Source organism: Methylobacterium sp. CM6241, from assembly GCF_054817845.1.
Map to the genome: position 1 here is coordinate 7,501 of NZ_CM139246.1, position 18,692 is coordinate 26,192.

Genomic DNA, 18,692 nt, shown 5'->3' on the forward strand with positions numbered 1-18,692 from the left:
GGGACAGTCTCGACGTCTTCTATACCTATGACGAGGAAGGCGGTCAGGCCGCATTGGACCGGCCGGAACTGCTCTATGCTTCGCTCAACCTCGGCGGAGAGGTCCGCACGGTCTATCGTTTCCAATCGCCCGATGACGGCTCCATCGATTATCTCGACGAGCAGGGACGCTCGCTGAAGAAGTTCCTCATCCGCAAACCCATCGCCGACGGCATCATGCGGTCGGGCTTCGGCTACCGCCGCCATCCGATCCTCGGCTATGCCAAGCTGCATACCGGCGTCGACTGGGCCAATCCGATCGGCACGCCTATCGTCGCCGCCGGAAACGGCACCGTCATCAAGGCGGAATGGGATTCCGGCTACGGACGACGGGTCGAGCTCCAGCACATCAACGGCTACGTCACCACCTACAACCACATGTCCCGCTTCGCCCGGGGCGTGACGTCGGGGGCCAAGGTGCGTCAAGGTCAGGTGATCGGCTATGTCGGCTCCACCGGCCTCTCCACCGGTGCGCATCTGCATTACGAGGTCATCATCAACGGCCATTTCGTGGACCCGATGAAGATCCGCGTACCGCGCGGACGCGAGCTCGATGGGCGGATGCTCACCGAGTTCACGCGCCAGCGCGAGCAGATCGACGGCACGATGCAGAAATCCCGCACCGGCGCCGCCATGGCCCAGAGCACGACCACGCGCTGATACCAGAGCTCGCTGAGCCTGGCTCATCGAGGTCTACCCGCGCGACGGCGCGGCGGCTTTCATCCGCCGGACCTCACTGAACCTGACTTAAGGGTCGGGTTCAGTGAGACTTGGTATGAGGCGCCCTCGCCTCACGCGAAACCGAGTCGTCGGCGTATCTCCGCCGGCGTGACGCCCTGCCCTCTCAGATCGCCGAGGGATTCCGAGCCGCGCGATTTGGCGAGCTTCATCCCGTCCGGCCCGAGGACGAGGGCGTGGTGGTGATAGGCCGGGCCGTCATAGCCGAGCAGAGCCTGCAGCAGGACATGCAGATCGGTGGAGGCGAACAGGTCCGCGCCGCGCACCACGTGGCTGATCCCCTGGACGGCGTCATCGATCACCACCGAAAGGTGATAGCTCGTCGGGACGTCACGGCGTGCGATCAGCACATCGCCCCAGCGGGCGGGATCGGCGACATGGCTCGTTTCGGCATGAGCGGCATCGAGACAGCGAAAGCGATGCGGGCCGGGACTCCGCGTGAGAGCCTGCGCCATGTCGAGCCGCCAGCCATGCGGCAGGCCAGCGGCGAGGCGGGCCGCCCGTTCCTCGTGAGACAGGACGCGGCAGGTGCCGGGATACAGGGGCGCCCCGTCCGGATCGCGGGACGGTATAGATCCGGCGGCTTCGATCACGGCGGCGCGGGAGCAGAAGCAGGGATAGACGAGGCCGCGCGAACGCAGCCCCTCCAGAGCATGCCGATAGGCCGGGAGATGCTCCGACTGGCGCCGGACGGCACCGCTGAACCCGATCCCGAGCCAGGCGAGATCCTCCTCGATGGCGGCGATCAGTTCCGGGCGCGAGCGCACCGGATCGATGTCCTCGATCCGCAGGCAAAGTTCACCGCCGAGCCGCGCGGCGAATGTCTCGTTCACCAGGGCGGAGTAAGCGTGTCCGAGATGGAGCCGCCCGTTGGGACTCGGTGCGAACCGAAGGCGGATTGCAGCGGACGCTTCGCTCATCCCCCGGAATGGCGCAGGCACTGCTTTGCTTGCGGAACGCAGGCGATGCCGGGAAGGGAGCAGGCCGTCTCCTCGCCGTAACGCTGGCAGATTGTGCAGCCGTCGCTCCATTCGGCGCAGGATGCGTCGATGGCAGCCGCACCATGCCCGGAACGTCCGTGCGAAGCAGGCGCGAACGTGCCGATCAGGATTGTGACCACCACCGTTGCCGCCACGGCCCAGGCCACGAGACCATCCCGGTTCGACGGTGCCGAAGCATCGGGAGGAGGCGAGTTGGGTGCGTGCATGGCCCCGTGTTCGCTTGCTCGCCGCACGCTGTCAACGCGAATTGCCGCTCAGGCCGCCGCGGCGGAACGGCGTTCGAGGAGAGCGGGCAAGGCCTTGAGGTCGAGGGGTTTTGCCAGGAATTCGTCGAACCCCGCCTCGCGCGCCGCCCGCTCGTCCTCGCGGCCGGTATTGGCCGTGAGGGCCACCAATCGAAGCGGAGCGCGACCATGCTCGGCCTCGCTGGCGCGCAGGCGCCGCGCCGTTTCCAGACCGTCGATCCCCGGCATGCGGATGTCGATGAGAGCGAGGTCGAACCGGGATGCGGGATGATCGAGCCGGGCCAACGCCTCGGACCCGTCCCGCGCCAGAACGACCGTGGCACCGAGACGCTCCAACGCCCTCGTGGCCAGGAGTGCGTTGATCGGATTGTCCTCGGCGAGGAGCACGTGGATATGCGGGGCCGCGCGCGGGTTTTCTGTCGGCTCCGCCTCAGCGCTGGGACCCGAAATGGACGAGCCTGGATGCTCGATGGACGAGGTCGGCACGAGAAGTCTGTCGAACAGGGAACGCGCCCGCACCGGCTTGATCAGATAGCTGTCGAAGCCGGCCGCCCCCGGCGCACCGAACTCGCGCCGGTCGAAGGGGGAAAGCAGGATGAGGCTGCAGCGCACGCCCCGTCGCTTCGCCTCCGCCGCGAGCCTGCGCACGTTCTCGTCGCCCAGCGCACGGTCGGCGATCACCGCGTCGAAGGGCACGCCGGACAGCGTATCGAGCCCAGCCTCGACATTCGCCACCACCACCGCCGACGCGCCGGACCGGGACAGCCGCCTTGCGAGGAACGGAGCCTGATAGGGCGAATCGGCGACGATCAGGATCTTGCGGCCCTGCAGCGACACCGGGGATGGTTCACCATCCGCCACGGCGCCGACGGGAAGGGGCAGGTGCACGGTGAAGGTGCTGCCACGGCCGATGACGGAATGCGCATCGATGCCCCCACCCATCCGCGTGACGAGGCGGCGGGTGATGGCGAGGCCGAGGCCGGTTCCTTCATGGCGGGTGCTGGCGCTGTTGTCGCCCTGCTCGAATTCCTCGAACAGAGCGGGGATGCGAGCCTCGGGAATGCCCGATCCCGTATCCGAGACCGCCAGGACGATGTCGGGGGCGGCCCACCGTATCGTGACGCCGACCCCGCCCTGATTGGTGAACTTGATCGCGTTGCCGGCGAGATTGACCACGATCTGCCGGATGCGGTCCGCATCCCCGATGAATTCGACAGGGACGTCGTCCGCCACGTCGATGGCGATCTCGATACCCTTGTCCTGCGCGCGGGGGGCGAGGAGCTCCACCACGCCCTCCACCACGGCGCGGAGATCGAACGGCTCCGCCGACAGGTCGAGGCGTCCTGCCTCGATCCGCGAGAAATCCAGGATGCCGTCGATGAGCGTCAGCAGGGCCCGGCCCGACGTCCGCACTGCCTCCACATAGGTCCGCTGCTCGGCATCGAGGCCGGTATCGAGGACGAGATCGGCCATACCGAGGATCCCGTTGAGCGGCGTGCGGATTTCGTGGCTCACGGTGGCGAGGAAGCGCGACTTGGCGACATTGGCCGCCTCGGCGCGATGGAGCGCCTCATCGAGGGAGCGGGCGGATTCGATTCGCTCGGTGATGTCGGAGCCTGCCCGCAGCCATTGCGTGCGACCGCCGACACCGGTGACGCGCGTCTCGATGAAGGAGAACCAGCGTGGAATGCCGTCGACGGGGCGGACCTGCATCTCCACGCGGGTGACGCCGTCGGGATGCTGCTGGCGGACTCCCTGCTCCAGGATCTCGAGTTCGGCCGTCGAGCCGAGCAACGTCAGGGGCTCCACGCCGAAGAGACGCCCGAATCCATCATTGGCGAATGTGATGCGCCCCTGCGCGTCCCGCTGGACGATGACGTCGGTGGTCGCCTCAACGAGGGTGCGGTAGCGCTCCTCGCTTTCCGAGATCCGCCAGATGCTGTCCTGAAGCCGCTCGATCTCGGTCGTGTCCGCGTCCGGTTGCCGCCGCGCGCGGGCAGCCGCGTAAATCGCAGCGATGGCCGCCAACGGGATCAGGACGAGAACGACCTCCGGTGCGATCATCGACCTCTCCGTCCGGAAGCGTGGGCGGATCGCCGCCGGCCCGGACATGGCGCAGCGAGGCATCGTCGCCCACAGTCCCGCTCTCGCTCCATTCCGGTCCCTCGCATACCCCCTTGATCGCATGTGAGATTGAAGGACGGCTTTCGAAAGGAGCTTAAGGCTTTCTTGCCGCGAAACGGAGCATCGCCCGATCCGCATCGGCGACGTCGTGGACGCATCGGATGCCGGCCGGCTCGACGCGTCGCGCTTCACGGGCAGGCCGCGATGGTGTAGGCGCGACGGCTTGTTCCTGGGCCGCCCCTCCCCCGAGGGTAGCCCGCGAGACGCAGGCACCATGACCCTTTCGCTGTCAGAGACTTCTTCGCACCCGGACGCCTCCGGCTCCATGCCGACCCGCATCGAGGCCACCTTCGCCCGCTGCCGCGCGGAGAAGCGCGCCGCCTTGGTGACCTACGTGATGGCGGGCGATCCCGATGCCGAGACCTCCTTGAAGGTGCTTCAGGCGCTGCCGGAAGCCGGCGCCGATATCGTCGAGTTCGGGCTCCCCTTCACCGACCCGATGGCCGATGGGCCGGCCATCCAGGCGGCGGCATTACGCGCCCTGAAGGGTGGACAGGACCTGGTCAAGACCCTCGGCCTCGTCCGTCGTTTCCGCGAAGGCAACACCGCCACGCCGGTCATCCTGATGGGATACTACAACCCGATCCACGCCTACGGCGTCGACCGCTTTCTCGACGATGCGGTCGCTGCGGGCCTCGACGGGCTGATCGTCGTCGACCTTCCGCCCGAAGAGGATGACGAGCTCTGCCTGCCGGCTCTGGCGAAGGGCCTGGCCTTCATCCGGCTGGCGACGCCCACCACGGATGAGCGCCGCCTTCCCGCCGTCCTCGCGAACACGGCCGGCTTCGTCTATTATGTGTCGATCAACGGAATCACCGGCACGGCGACACCGGATTTCGGCCGGGTGGCCGAGGCGGTGGGCCGTATCCGCAATCATACGGAGCTGCCCGTCGTGGTCGGCTTCGGTGTTCGGACGGGCGTGCAAGCGGCCGAGATCGCCAAGGGCGCGGACGGGGTAGTGGTCGGGTCGGCTCTGGTCGACGTGGTCCACCGGGCCGTCGTGGATGGCCGGGACGCCGCCGGAGCGGTGAGCGCCCTCGTGCGCGAACTGGCCGAGGGCGTGCGCGGGCGTTCCGCCTGAGCGCTGCCCCGGACCGATAATTCCGCGAGCCGGTCTCCGGCTCATCCGAGACCCCTTCCCTCAAGAATGGTCAGTCGACGATGGTTGAACCCATGAACTGGATCTCGGAGGTCGTGCGCCCCAAGATCAAGACCCTGTTCAAGCGCGAGACCCCAGAGAACCTGTGGGTCAAATGCCCCGATAGCGGGCAGATGGTGTTCCATAAGGAAGTCGAGGGGAACCATTGGGTCATCCCGGGCTCCGAGCACCATCTGAAGATGAGCGCGCAAGCGCGCCTCAAGATGATGTTCGACGAGGGCACCTGGATCGACGTGCCTCTGCCGGAAGTGGCGACGGACCCGCTGAAGTTCCGCGACGAGAAGCGCTACGCCGACCGCCTGAAGGACGCCCGCGCGAAGACCGGGATGCCGGACGCCTTCAAGATCGGCTTCGGCCGGGTCTCGGGGCTGCCGATGACATTGGCCGTGCAGGACTTCGCCTTCATGGCCGGCTCCCTCGGCATGGCGGCGGGCGAAGCCTTCGTGCGGGGCGCCGAGACGGCCCTCGACAAGCGCACGCCCTACATTCTGTTTTCGGCCTCCGGCGGCGCGCGCATGCAGGAAGGCATCCTTTCGCTGATGCAGATGCCCCGCACCACGGTGGCGGTCCGTCGGCTGAAGGCGGCAAAGCTTCCCTATATCGTCGTACTCACCAACCCGACCACGGGGGGCGTCACCGCCTCCTATGCCATGCTCGGCGATGTCCATCTCGCCGAACCCGGCGCCCTGATCTGCTTTGCCGGGCCTCGCGTCATCGAACAGACGATTCGAGAGAAACTGCCCGACGGTTTCCAGCGTGCCGAGTATTTGCAGGAACACGGAATGGTCGATCAGGTCGTGCATCGGCATGCCCTGAAGGATACGATCTCACGGCTCTGCGGTTTGCTGATGAACCAGCCCGCGGCGACACCGGCGCGCGCGGGCGCCGTTGCCGAACCGGCTTGAGCCCACGCGCGATACGGCGAGCCGATCCATGGATTCTTCCGACGCGCTGATGGCGCGCTTCCTGGCCCTTCATCCGCGTACGATCGATCTGTCCCTCGGGCGGATCGAGCGCCTGCTCGAACGGCTCGGACACCCTGAGCGCAAGCTGCCTCCGGTCATTCATGTGGCCGGCACCAACGGCAAGGGATCGACCATCGCTTTCATGCGGGCGATCCTCGAAGCCGGCGGTCTCGCCGCGCATGTCTATACCTCACCGCATCTCGTGCGATTCCACGAGCGTATCCGCATCGGCGCGGTGGGCGGCGGCAGCTACGTGCCCGAGGACCAGCTGGCCGACGCCCTGGCACGCTGCGAGGCCGCGAATGCCGGCGAACCGATCACCGTGTTCGAGATCACCACGGCCGCGGCCCTCCTCCTGTTCTCGGAAGCTCCGGCGGACGTGCTCCTGCTCGAAGTGGGCCTCGGCGGGCGTGTCGACGCCACCAACGTGATCGATCGTCCGGCGGCGGCCGTCGTCACACCGATCGGCCGCGACCATGCGGAATATCTCGGCGATACCGTCGAGGCGGTGGCGACGGAGAAGGCGGGCATCTTCAAACGCGGCTGCCCGGCGATCATCGCCGCCCAGGATTACAAGGAAGCGGATTCGGTCCTCTGCCGCTTCGCCGAAGAAATCGGCGCCACGCCGATCCGGGTCGGCAACCAGGATTTCTCCGTCCATGCCGAGCGTGGGCGGATCGTCTATCAGGACGAGCTCGACCTGTTCGACCTGCCGCAGCCCCGGCTCAACGGACGTCACCAATTCACCAACGCCGCCACGGCGATCGCCGCCCTGCGCGCCGCGGGATTCGGCGATATCGGCGTCGAGGCCATCGAGACCGGTCTGAACAAAGTCGAGTGGCCAGGACGCTTGCAGCGCCTCAACCGCGGCCGCCTCGCCGACATGGCACCGGCCGGCGCGGAACTCTGGCTCGACGGCGGCCACAATATCGATGGCGGCCGCATTCTCGCGACCGCGATGGCGGATCTCGGCGAGCGCAGCGACGTGCCGCTGGTCCTGGTGGCGGGCCTGCTCGGCACGAAAGACGCGGAGGGATTTCTGCGTAACTTCGTCGGGCTGGCACGCGGTCTGATCGCGGTCCCCATCGGAGGTCAGATGGCGGCACGCCCCGCCGAGGAGGTGGCGCAGATCGCCGCCGATGTCGGCCTCACCGCCTATGTGGCCTCCAGCGTCGAGGCCGCCCTGGAAAGCCTCGCCGACTTCGCCTTCGAGCAGCCGCCGCGCATCCTCATCTGCGGCTCGCTTTATCTCGCGGGCAACGTCCTGACCGCCAACGGTACGCCCCCGACCTGATCGCGCCGGCGGATTCGTCGTCGGCTCGGGCGTTCATTGCGATTGCGAAGTCTGCCGAACCCTCCGGCGGGATCGTCGCCAGCTTCCGACAGGGTTAAAACATCGTTTTTCTTGGACAACCGCCGCGATCGAGAGTCTCGGGCGCCGATACGGCGTGACGGAGACAACGTCTGTCCTTATTGTCCGGCGCCGAAGCCCCGAAACGATCCCCGCTTTTCACCGAAGCAGCCACACTTGTGGCATCGGGCATTGGGTGTGGCTCCTGCGCTACATCTCAGCTGCCCAAAATCGACTAGTTTGATTGTGGATCGGGCAACTCGCTGGGGATCAACGATGAAAAAGCTTCTTACCTCTTTCGCGGCCTTCACGGCCCTCACGGCTGCGGCCACCGCCGCCGACCTTCCGCGTCGCGCTGCACCGCCGGTCTTCGTGCCGGTGCCGGTGTTCACCTGGACCGGCTTCTACTTCGGTATCAACGCCGGTTACGGCTTCGACGCCGGTAGCGACAGCAACCGCTACAACCTCCCGGCCGGCTCCGTGCTGAACTCGGGCACCACCAATGGTGTTCTGTCGGTCGGCAACGGCAACAACAGCGAAGGTTTCGTTGGCGGTGGTCAGGTCGGCTACAACTACCAGTTCACCCCGGGCTCGGGCCTGGTCGTCGGTCTCGAAGCTGACGCTCAGTACACCGATTTCAGCAACCGTTCGCGTCTGTTCCCCGGTACGGCTGTAAGCTTCACCGGCACCCCGGGTGTTGCTGGTGGCTCCGCTGTCCGGACCCCCGGTAGCGAGATGAACTTCTTCGGTACCGTTCGCGGCCGCGTCGGTTACGCCTTCGACCGCGTCCTGTTCTACGGCACCGGCGGCTTCGCCTACGGCGACGGCGGCGCTGGCGGCGACGACTTCCGCACCGGCTACACCGCTGGTGGTGGTATCGAGTACGCTCTCCCCACCGACTCGTTCCTGAACTTCTTCCGCTCTTCGGCCGTGACGCTGAAGGTCGAAGGCCTCTACGTGAACCTCGAGCAGGATGGCCGCGGCGCCCGCTCCGTCTACAACCCTGCCACGGACGTGCTCACGCTCAGCCCCTCGGCTCGTGAGACCGAGTTCGCTGTCGTCCGCGCCGGTCTGAACTACAAGTTCGGCTCGTACTAAGCCGATACGTCGCAACGTCGACACAGGTCTCGAAACGGAGAAGCCCGGCCTTTATGGCCGGGTTTTTTCGTTTTCGAACCATGGCAAGTACCGGCCGGTGCGCTCCACCGGACATAAAAAAGCCCGGCCATGAACGGCCGGGCTTTGTCCTCGAAAGCTTAGCGAGTGCGCTCAGGCGCTGGCCTGGATCCAACGGGACAGATCGCCCTTTGGAGCCGCACCGACCTTCTGGCTCGCGAGCTCACCGCCCTTGAAGATGAGGAGGGTGGGAATCGAGCGGATGCCATATTTGGCGGCAATGCCGGGATTCTCGTCGACATTGACCTTGGCGATCTTCACCCGGCCTTGCATGTCAGCGGAGATTTCTTCGAGAGCCGGGCCGATCTGACGGCAGGGGCCGCACCATTCCGCCCAGAAATCCACGACCACGGGCTCGACGGACTTGAGAACGTCCTGCTCGAAGCTCGCGTCGGTCACTTTTACCGTCGCCATCACGATCCCTTTCACATTCCACGGGCGGCGCGACCTTGCCTGCGCCAGCTTGAGAACGAGAGTTGGCGACGTGAACCGGGACGGTCAAGGCGTAAGATGCCCAAGGCGGGACAGCCGTCCGATTCCCGCATGCATCATCCACCGATGTTCGACCCGGCGGGATGTGGAGCGCATGAATCACGTTGCCCCTCGCCAAAGCCATCGCCTCGCCCCATCTCCCCCTGTGATCGGCGATCCTTGAGGCGAGCGTTCCATCACGCACGCCCCTATGAAGCCGGTGCGAGATGAGTTCGGCCGCCGTCCGGCGATCGAGCTTCGCAACAGGCCAAGAGCTGGTTTCCTGAAAGCCGGCCATGGAGGATATCACCACGTGACGCGCATCTCTCCGACCTTGCTTGCCTCCTTCGCCGCCCTGAGCCTCGGTACCGGTGCGTTCGCCCAGGATGGCAATTCCGGAACGCCTCAGCCGAGGATCGGAGGCGAGTCCTTCGCGGCGCCCCAGCACGAGGCCAAGGGGGGAGAGCCCGCCGAAACGGAACCCGCCAACACCACCTACAAGCCCCTGCTTCCCAACCAGACTCGTGCGCCGAAGCCCCTCGAGGCCACCAAGGTGCAGAGCGCCGTCGTCGCCAAAGGCCTCGACAGCGCCTGGGCCATGGAGTTCCTGCCGGATGGCCGCATGCTGGTCACGGAGAAAGCCGGCAAGCTGCGCATCGTCGCCAAGGACGGCACGCTCGGCCAGCCCATCGCCGGCGTTCCGAAGGTGGACGCGCGAGGCCAGGGCGGTCTCCTCGACGTGGCGCTGAGCCCGAGCTTCGTCTCCGACCGTCTCATCTATTTCAGCTATTCCGAGCCGCGCGATAAGGGCAACGGAACGACGGTGGCCCGCGCCAAGCTGATCGAGGAGAAAGATGGCGGCCGTCTCGATGAGATGAAGGTCATCTTCCGCCAGACGCCGTCCTATGAGGGCGACAAGCATTTCGGCTCCCGCCTCGTCTTCGCGCCGGACGGCAAGCTGTTCGTCACCGTCGGCGAGCGCTCGGACAAGGGACCGCGCGTCCAGGCCCAGGACCTCACCAGCGGCCTCGGCAAGGTCTTCCGCATCGACACCGACGGCAATGCGCCGAAGGACAACCCGTTCACGGGTGGTGAGAAGGCCAAGCCCGAAATCTGGTCCTACGGGCACCGTAACGTGCAGTCCGCGGCCCTGGATGGGCAGGGACGCCTCTGGACCGTCGAACACGGGCCGCGCGGCGGCGACGAGCTCAATCGTCCCCGGCCCGGATTGAATTACGGCTGGCCGGAGGTGACCTACGGCATCGAGTATAGCGGCGAGAAGATCGGCGAAGGAAAGACCCAGGCGGGCGGCACCGTCCAGCCGGTCTATTACTGGGACCCGGTCATCGGCCCGTCCGGGATGGCACTCTATAACGGCACCCTGTTCCCGGCCTGGAAGGACGCCTTCCTCGTCGGCGGCTTGGTGAGCGGCGGCATCGTTGCCTTGAAGCTCGACGGCGACAAGGTGGTGACCGAGGAGCGCATCCCCCTCGATCACCGCATCCGCGACGTGAAGGTCGCCAGCGATGGGTCGGTCTATGCCGTGACGGACGGCCCGGACGGACAGATCCTCAAGCTCACGCCCTGATGCCGGGCTGAGCCGGACGATTCGACAGCGAGGCGAGCGCCGCCGAAATGGTGGGCTCGCCGAGATGGCGGATGACCGGCCCCGAGGTCCAGACCAGCAGCGCCTCGACGGGACGTCCCGGATAGATGTCCCGTAGGAGTGCCACATAGAGCGCGACCTGCGCCGCCTCGTCGCCCGGAACCGGGGCGCGATCAGGCGGTGGCCGGCTCGTCTTGAAATCCGCGAGCACGATCCTGTCGGGGCGGATGCTCAGGCGGTCGATCCGTCCGAAGACCGCCCGCTCTTCGCCGCCGACGCTGACGCGTCCCGAGACCGCGACTTCAGCCCTCGCATCGCTGGCGAAGAGTGCCTCCAGGGCAGGATCCTCCACCAGTCGCAGGACATCCGTCACCAACCTTTCCTGCTCCGGCACCGAGAGAGACGGCGCCCGTGCTTTGACGAAGGCGGAAGCAGCGCTCGCTCGCTGATGCCGCTCGAGGCGGGGAAGGTGTTCGATCAGCGAGTGAATGAGGATACCACGGCGGCGGGCATGCGGGTTCGCTTGCCGACGCGGCAGCGTGCGCTGCCCATCCGCCGCTCCGAGTGCCCCGGAGGGATTGAGCGGCGGCGCGACCTCGACCTCGCTGCGCGCCACTTGCCGCAACCAGGGGGGAATCGACGAGATCGCCTCATCACCCGCAGAGGACCGGGCGGCGACGGGTTCCGCTGTGCCCTCGCGCCAAAGGAGCGCGGGGCCGTAGCTTGTCTCGATGGATTCGCCTGCCCCCAGGATCTGTTCCAACCCCTTCCGCACCATCTCGCACCAGGCATTCTCGCCCTGCTCCTCATGGCCGCGATAGGGCGCGATAGTGAGGCGGTCCGCGGCGCGGGTCAGGGCCACATAGAGGAGACGGTTGTGCTCCTCGCGGGCACGGGCCTGATGCTCCGCCCTTGCGGCGGCGACGGCCTGCGTATCCTGCGACTTCGACCCGGCCCAGACCGGCGGCAGGGCTTGGCCGCGCACGCCCGGCATGGAGAGGAGTTGCGGATCGTTGCGCCCGAGCGGCTCGCATCCGTCGATCATCACCACGACGGGTGCTTCGAGCCCCTTGGCGCCGTGGATCGTCATCACCCGGACCTCGTTGCGGCCGGATTCGAGGTCGCGCTTGACGGTGAGGCCGTTGACGCCGCGCCCCGGAGTGATGTCGTAACGGGTGAGGAAGCAATCGAGGGACGGAGCCTCGGAGGCCTGCTCGGCCTCGGCCGCCTTCATCAGGAACACGTCGATGGCATCCCCTGCCTCGCCACCGAGGCGGGATACCAGCCGCATCCGTCCTTCATGCGGCCCGAGCAGGCTCGCGTAGAACCCGAACGGCCCGTGCCGGGCCGCCAGGTCGATCCACAATGTGAGGGCCGCATGCCCGCGTCTCGCGGCCGGATCGCCCGCTTCGGCGTGGCGGGCCAGGGCATCCTCGAGCGTCTCCGCCTCCTCGCGGCCGGCGGCGATGCGAACGAGGTCGTCGTCGTCGAGCCCGACCAGCGGCGTCTTCAGGGCGCCGGCCAGGGTGAGATCGTCGGCCGGCAGCAGCCCCGCCCGGCCGATGGAGACGAGGTCGTTCACCGCGATATGGGCGGTGATGTCCAGGCGGTCCTGGCCCGCCACGGGCACACCGCAGAGCTTCAGGGCGCGGATCACCTCCTCGAATGCCGCCGAGCGCTTGCGCACCAGGATGAGCACGTCCCCGGGACGCCAGACGCGGCCGCCCTCGTCCCCGGTCGTGGTCCAGGCCTTCACCGCCCGCGCCACCCGGCGGGCGGTGACGATGGACGGCGCGTTGGCCTCTGGCGCGTCCACCGGTGCCGCCCAGGCATCGGGCTCCTCTTCCTCGGCGGGCACTTCGACGGGCCAGATCTCCACCACCCCCGGCGCCTCCCGCCGGGCCGTCTCATGGGTGGTGCCCACGGCGGCATCGTCGAAGGACAGGCCCTGGTAATGCTCGGGCACGGCGAAGGTGGCGTCCACCGCGCGGAGGATGCCCTTCGTCGAGCGGAACGACAGGTTCAGCGTCACGTCCTCGAAGGGCAGACCGGCCTGCTCGGAGGCCGTGCGCCATTCGCGATGCACGGTCGAGAATTCGCGCGGTTCGGCGCCCTGGAAACTGTAGATCGATTGCTTGGGGTCACCCACCGCGAAACGGGTGCGAAGAACCTCGCGGGCGCCCTCGCCGCTGGCGAAATCGGCGGTGATGCGGCGCAGGATATCCCATTGGCGCGGGTTGGTGTCCTGCGCCTCGTCCACCAGGACGTGGTCGATGCCGCGATCGAGCTTGTACAGGACCCAGGTCGCATCGACCCGCGAGAGCAGATCGAGGGCCTTGTGGATGAGGTCGTCGAAATCGAGGGCGCCGAGCCGCGCCTTCTGGCTCTCCACCCGGCGGTGGATCTCCGAGGCCAGGACGAACAGGGCCTGTGTCCGCTCCAGCGCCCGCGCCGCGCGCAGCGTATCGAAGAGCGGGTCGAGCCTGTCCCGCTCGGCGAGAAGGGCCTCCTTGACCTCGGCGGGGACATCCTTGGTGCCCAGGCTCTTGTCGGCTTTGGGCGTCCCCTTCTCGGTGAAGAAGACCGAACGGTAGAGATCGAGCTTCTCAGTGGGGTCCTTCGCCGCCTCGGCGGCCACGAGCTTGTCGGCCAGCCCCTCATCGGTGGATTTTCCCGTGCGCAGGCGCTGCGCCAGCTCGCTCCACTGGTCGAGCCCCCCGGTGAGCATCCGTTCCAGGATCGCTTCCGCGGTGTCGGCGGCGCGGAGGCCCAGGGCCTCGGACAAGGCCGCGACCGGCGCGGCGAGCCCGTCGGATCCGTCGAACAGGGACCGCGCCCGCATCGCCGCGCGCAGGACCGAGCGGAGGGTGTCGCCCGTGGCCTCCGGCCCGACGCGGTCCCAGGCCGCACGGAGTTCGGGGTTCCTCGCCGTCATCGCCAGGGCGAGCACCCTGTCGGTCTCGGCGGCGAACATGTCGGAGGCCTGGTTCTCGTCCAGCACCTGGAAACGGGCGGGGACGTTGGCCTCGAACGGGAACATGTGCAGCAGACGCTCGCACAGGGCGTGCAGGGTCTCGATCTTGAGGCCGCCCGGCGTTTCGACGGCACGGGCGAACAGGCGCCGCGCCACTTTCAGCAGGCGGCGGGCGGGCGGTTTGCCGGTCAGTTCGGTGAGTTCGGCCGTCAGCGCGGCATCGTCGAGGGTGACCCAGCGCCCGAGGGTGCGGAACACCCGGATCGACATGTTCGCGGCGGCGGCCTTGGTGAAGGTGAGACACAGGATGCGTGCCGGCGGCGCGCCGTTCAGCAGGAGTCTCACGACGCGGTCGGTGAGAACCTTGGTCTTGCCCGCCCCCGCATTGGCGGAGACCCAGGCCGAGGCCAGGGGATCGGCGGCGCGGCGCTGGCTCGCCTTGGTGAGATCGTCGACGACGAAGGGCAACCTGTCTGCTCCGGGCTTGGCTCCCTCTCTCCATAGAGAAGGATGATCGCCCCGCCAAAGCACCCTATGTTCGGCGGGACGATTCTTTCAGGGCACCCCGTTCATGCACAGCCACAGCATCGAGACCTGGCGGCACCGCCACGATTTCCTCGGGACATCGCATGCGCGCAACGAGCGCCGGACCGTCCTCGTGGTCGGCCTCACCCTGGCGATGATGGTGGCAGAGATCCTGGGCGGGACGATCTTCGGCTCGATGGCCCTCACCGCCGACGGCTGGCACATGTCCACCCACGCGGCGGCGCTCGGTATCGCAGCCCTGGCCTATCGCTTCGCCCGTCTTCATGCCGACGACCCGCGCTTCGCCTTCGGCACCGCCAAGCTCGGGGATTTGTCCGCCTTCGCCAGTGCCATCATCCTCGCCATGATCGCGCTCGCCATCGGCTATGAGAGCGTGCTGCGCCTCAACAGCCCCCAGGCCATCGCCTTCGGCGAAGCCCTGCCGATCGCGATCCTCGGCCTCCTCGTGAACCTCGCCAGCGCCTCGCTGCTTCACGGCGACGGGCACGACCACGGACATCACCACGATCACGATCATGGCCACGCCCATCACGAAGGGCGCGGCCATGCCGATCACGGGGACACAAACTTACGCGCGGCCTATGTCCATGTCCTGGCCGATGCGCTGACATCGGTGCTGGCCATTGCCGCCCTGCTGGCGGGCCGCTATCTCGGCATCGCCTGGCTCGATCCGGCCATGGGCTTGGTCGGCGCGGCGGTGATCGTGGCATGGTCCTGGAGCTTGATCCGCTCCACCGGCGCGACATTGCTCGATGCGGTGCCGGACCGGAATCTCGCCCACTCCGTGCGGACACGGCTGGAGACGAATGGCGACACGATCACCGACCTCCACCTCTGGCGCCTCGGCCCCGGCCATACCGGCCTGATCGTCTCGCTGGTGTCCGACCACCCGCAGGAACCGGCGGCGTACAAGGCGAAGCTCGCCGATCTGGAAGGCCTCTCGCACATCACCGTGGAGGCGAATCTCTGCCCGAACCATGGGGTGGAACAGATTCCCGCTTAGGCGCACTCCCCGCGATTCGCGGATTTCCTCGAGCGGGACATCAAAGCACCCTCCATCGTCTCGGGTCCGCATTCTCGGGAAGGAAGGACGTCCTCACCCCTCGCCTTCCCCGGCCAGCGACCATTCCAGCACGCGGGCGAGGTGGTCGTAATCGCCGTAGGATCTGGCGTATTTCGGGTAGGGCCGTGAGACATAAGCCGCCTCCCCCGCCATGAAGCGGGCGACCAGACCGCGAAACCGCCGCTCATGCTCCTCGACGATGGCGTCCAGGGTGCGCGGGTCGCCGCGCGGCGGCTTGACGGCGAGCGGCTCGAACGGCTTCCGGCCGCCGGTGGCATGGACGTAGAGCAGGTCCGGCGTCTCCCGGGTCCGCGTCACGCCGTCGAACGCGCCGGCCTTCAGCATCGCCGCTTCCAGGGTAAGCTGGGGTGAGAAACCGGCGAAGACCTCTTTGTTGCTCGGCGGCTGTCCGGTCTTGAAATCGACGATGCAGGCGGTTCCGTCGCGACGCTGCTCGATCCGGTCTGCCCGCCCGCGAAGCGTGAACGTGTCTTTGCCCATGGGGAGCGCCCAACGGCCGAACATTTCGGCCCGCACCCGGTCCAGGGCCGGACGGCGCTCGGTTTCCCAGTCCAGAAACTCGGCGGCGAGGCGCTCGTAGCGCGGCCACCATTCGGCGTAGAGTTCCGGGAAGTCCTGCCGAATCTCGGCGAATTCGTCATCGGCGAGGGCGTGCAGACGCTCGGCCGCGTCCTCCGGCAGGATGTCGGGATAGGTCTGCGCGAAATCGCCGAGCACCGCGTGGATCAGCGTTCCGCGCTCGCTGGCGCCGGGGCGGCCGGCAACGGGTTCCAGCGGATCGAGCCCGAGCACGTGCCGGGCGAAGATGATGTAGGGGTCGCGCACCAGCGTCTCGACCTCGGTGACGCTGAGGCTCCGGGGGAACAGGGCCGGGTCGGGCTTCGGCTTCGGCTGGGTCAGGCGCGGGGGGACCGGCCCCTCCCCACGGTCGAGCGCTCCGGCATAGCCGAGGAAGCGCCGGCCGTTCTCGCGGGCACGGTCCCAGCAGGCCTCGCCGGCGAAGGCCTGAAGCCGTTGGATGAAGCGCGACGGCACCGTCGGCGCTCCTTCCCGCTTGGCCGAGCGGGTGATGACGGCATCGTGGCAGCCGAGCGCCTGCACGAAATCATGGGCGGTCTGCCCGATCCGCCGCTCGGGCGGATTGAGGCCGATGCGCTCGCGCATGGGCCGGTTGAGGAACGCATCGGTGACGGTCTTCATCGGCCAGACGCCTTCGTCGAGCCCGCCGAGAACGATGCGGTCGGCATCGAGCAGCCGGGCTTCGAGGAGGCCGAGGATGCGCAGGCGCGGATGGGGGCGCTCTCCGCCACAGGCCACCACCCGCTCGCGCGCCAGCGCCGTGAAGAAAGCCGGATAGTCGAGGGGCATTCCCGGCAGAAGGCCGGGCTCCGAGGTGGACAGGTCGTCGAACAGGGTATCGAGGACACAGAGCGAGTTGTCCTCCACAGGGTCCTCGCCCTCGGGCCGGGCGATCAAGCGTTCGAACACCGCCGCATGGCTGCGCCCCAGGGCCACCAGATCGGCGATCCCCTCCTCCTCGGAGCGAAGGAATCCGTCGAACGCCTGTTCGAGGCCATCGACGATCCGGGCCGCCAGGTCCCAATCGATGTCGGTGAGGCGGCGCTGGGCGCGGGGGATGCGTCCCGTCGCCTTTCGCCGGTCGGCGAGCACACGACGCAAGCCGTCGAATCCCGGAGCCGGTGCCGGCCCTCGCAGGGCTCCGATCTCGAGGGCGGCCGCGCCGCGCCGGACCTCCTCCCGCGTCATGGACAGGTGGACCAGCGGATGGGCCAGGAGTGAGATCACCCGATGCGGCTTCAAATCCGCCGCCATCTCGGCCGCCATGCGCGCCAGGCGCCCGGCCGGGCTGACGGAGAGCGCCTCGCCGGCCGAATCCTCGGCGACGATCCCCCAGCGCGCGAGTTCGGCCGCCACCCGTATGGCGAGGTTGCGGTCGGGGGTGACGAGGGCGGCGGTGGCGCCGGGCGTCTCCAACGTCTCGCGCAGCGCGATGGCGGCGGCCAGGGCTTCTTCGCGCTCGTCGGCCGCCTCGATCACCGAGATACCCGCCATACCGGTCTCGGCGGTCTCGCGCCGCTCATCGGCGGTCAGGTCCGACCAGGCGTCGGTGGTCTCGGCCGGGCGCAGGGCCTGGGACAGCAGGGCCGTCCGTGCTCGGCCTTGTGGCGTCGCTTGTCCGAGAGAGGCGATCGCGCCCCGGTCGAGATCGAGGCAGCCGGGGCCGAGGAGGCGATGCAGGATGGCCTGGGGATGGCCATGGGCGATCTCACGCTCCGCCCCCTCCCCCGTTTCGATGGCGTCCCAGCCGGACTCGTCGAGATCGAGATCGAGCCCGGGCAGCACCACCGCCCCCCTCGGCAGGGCGGCGACGGCGGCGATCAGCTTGGCGGTCGCCGGCACCGACCCTGTGGAGCCCGCGATGATGACCGGATCCGCAGGCTTGTCGCGCCGCAGCCGCGTCGCCTCCGCGAGGATAAGGGTGCGCGAGCGGGCCACCGGATCGCTCAGGGCCCGGTCATGCAGGATCTTCGGCCAGTTCTCGGCGGCGATCCGCACGAAATCCAGGGTCAGGCCGAAATACTGCGAATACTCGGCCTCCACCGCCCCGGCGATCTCGGTCCAGGGCACACCCTCCACGGTGAGGGCGTCCATGAGCTTCTCGAGATCGGAGGCGAGATAGACCGCATCCGCCGGCGAGGAGGGGACGACGAAGGGGACATCGTCGCCCATGGGGAGAAGCTTGCGATCGATGGTCTCGGCCCAGGCCTGGACGAGGCGGGCGAGAATCAGCCGGCGCTCCAGGGGCGGCATCGCCGGGGCGAGCTGGTCGGCGCCGTCTTCCAGCAAGGGGTTCGCGGCGACGTCGAGTTCGGCCTCGTCCGCCTCGCCCAACGGGATCAGGCGTGGCAGCAGCGCACTGCCGACCCGCTCCGCCAGGATCGCGGAGAGCGCCCGCGTGGCGCGTCGCGTGGGGAGATAAAGGGTGACGCTGGCCAGCGCGAACGGATCGCCGGAGACATTCCCCACGAGCTGACCGGAGATCAGCGCCTCGGCGAGGGTCGGCAGGAAAGGGGCGCTGGGCGGGATCGTGAAGACGTGGGACTCTGTCATTCCGTCAGTCCGATCGGTTCGC

13 protein-coding genes (1 of these 13 running past the window's edge) are annotated in these 18,692 nt (G+C 67.9%); 7 read left to right on the forward strand and 6 right to left on the reverse strand.

What is annotated here, in order from left to right; genetic code table 11:
- Positions 1-698, forward strand: the end of a protein-coding gene (locus ACYQR9_RS00030; protein WP_461228306.1) for a peptidoglycan DD-metalloendopeptidase family protein. 1,381 nt of this gene lie to the left of the window's left edge; 698 of the gene's 2,079 nt are visible here — the last part of the coding sequence; its start codon lies off the left edge, out of view; its stop codon occupies positions 696-698.
- Between the two features lie 131 nt (positions 699-829).
- Here ACYQR9_RS00030 and gluQRS read toward each other — a convergent pair whose 3' ends face one another.
- From gluQRS to ACYQR9_RS00045, 3 genes are read right to left on the reverse strand one after another with little or no spacing between them, the layout of a single operon-like run.
- Positions 830-1,696: a tRNA glutamyl-Q(34) synthetase GluQRS gene (gluQRS, locus tag ACYQR9_RS00035; RefSeq protein ID WP_461228307.1), complete on the reverse strand. Its 867-nt coding sequence runs from the start codon at positions 1,694-1,696 to the stop codon at positions 830-832.
- Entirely contained in the window at positions 1,693-1,983 is a 291-nt protein-coding gene (locus ACYQR9_RS00040) for a hypothetical protein (RefSeq protein WP_207413166.1), read from the reverse strand. Before ACYQR9_RS00040 ends, gluQRS begins: the two co-directional genes overlap by 4 nt.
- A 48-nt stretch (positions 1,984-2,031) precedes the next feature.
- Complete coding sequence (locus ACYQR9_RS00045; RefSeq protein WP_461228308.1) at positions 2,032-4,086, reverse strand: ATP-binding protein; 2,055 nt, start codon at positions 4,084-4,086, stop codon at positions 2,032-2,034.
- Between the two features lie 385 nt (positions 4,087-4,471).
- On the opposite strand from ACYQR9_RS00045, the gene trpA reads away from it, so the two are divergent.
- The 4 genes from trpA to ACYQR9_RS00065 all read left to right on the forward strand — a co-directional run bounded on the left by trpA (position 4,472) and on the right by ACYQR9_RS00065 (position 8,779).
- Positions 4,472-5,287, forward strand: coding sequence for a tryptophan synthase subunit alpha (trpA, locus tag ACYQR9_RS00050; protein WP_207413164.1), 816 nt, complete (start codon positions 4,472-4,474; stop codon positions 5,285-5,287).
- A gap of 80 nt (positions 5,288-5,367) precedes the next feature.
- Positions 5,368-6,270 carry an acetyl-CoA carboxylase, carboxyltransferase subunit beta gene (gene accD / locus ACYQR9_RS00055; protein WP_056429110.1) on the forward strand — a complete coding sequence of 301 codons (903 nt, stop codon included), beginning with the start codon at positions 5,368-5,370 and terminating at the stop codon, positions 6,268-6,270.
- A gap of 28 nt (positions 6,271-6,298) precedes the next feature.
- Positions 6,299-7,624 carry a bifunctional folylpolyglutamate synthase/dihydrofolate synthase gene (locus tag ACYQR9_RS00060; protein WP_056429106.1) on the forward strand — a complete coding sequence of 442 codons (1,326 nt, stop codon included), beginning with the start codon at positions 6,299-6,301 and terminating at the stop codon, positions 7,622-7,624.
- A gap of 333 nt (positions 7,625-7,957) precedes the next feature.
- Entirely contained in the window at positions 7,958-8,779 is an 822-nt protein-coding gene (locus ACYQR9_RS00065) for an outer membrane protein (RefSeq protein ID WP_311276678.1), read from the forward strand.
- Between the two features lie 171 nt (positions 8,780-8,950).
- Here the strand turns inward: ACYQR9_RS00065 and trxA are convergent, their stop codons facing one another.
- Complete coding sequence (trxA, locus tag ACYQR9_RS00070; protein WP_056429100.1) at positions 8,951-9,271, reverse strand: thioredoxin; 321 nt, start codon at positions 9,269-9,271, stop codon at positions 8,951-8,953.
- A 370-nt stretch (positions 9,272-9,641) separates the two neighbouring features.
- Here trxA and ACYQR9_RS00075 point away from each other — a divergent pair, with 370 nt between their 5' ends.
- Complete coding sequence (locus ACYQR9_RS00075; protein ID WP_461228309.1) at positions 9,642-10,916, forward strand: PQQ-dependent sugar dehydrogenase; 1,275 nt, start codon at positions 9,642-9,644, stop codon at positions 10,914-10,916.
- On the opposite strand, the gene addA is transcribed toward ACYQR9_RS00075, so the two are convergent.
- The gene (gene addA / locus ACYQR9_RS00080; protein WP_461228310.1) at positions 10,906-14,376 is read right to left on the reverse strand and encodes a double-strand break repair helicase AddA; all 3,471 of its coding nucleotides are present in this window, start codon (positions 14,374-14,376) and stop codon (positions 10,906-10,908) included. The two genes, ACYQR9_RS00075 and addA, sit on opposite strands and share 11 nt — an antisense overlap.
- A 103-nt stretch (positions 14,377-14,479) precedes the next feature.
- Here addA and dmeF point away from each other — a divergent pair, with 103 nt between their 5' ends.
- The gene (gene dmeF / locus ACYQR9_RS00085; protein ID WP_461228311.1) at positions 14,480-15,457 is read left to right on the forward strand and encodes a CDF family Co(II)/Ni(II) efflux transporter DmeF; all 978 of its coding nucleotides are present in this window, start codon (positions 14,480-14,482) and stop codon (positions 15,455-15,457) included.
- A gap of 93 nt (positions 15,458-15,550) precedes the next feature.
- Here dmeF and addB read toward each other — a convergent pair whose 3' ends face one another.
- Complete coding sequence (addB, locus tag ACYQR9_RS00090) at positions 15,551-18,670, reverse strand: double-strand break repair protein AddB (RefSeq protein WP_461228312.1); 3,120 nt, start codon at positions 18,668-18,670, stop codon at positions 15,551-15,553.
- Between the last annotated feature and the right edge of the window lie 22 nt (positions 18,671-18,692).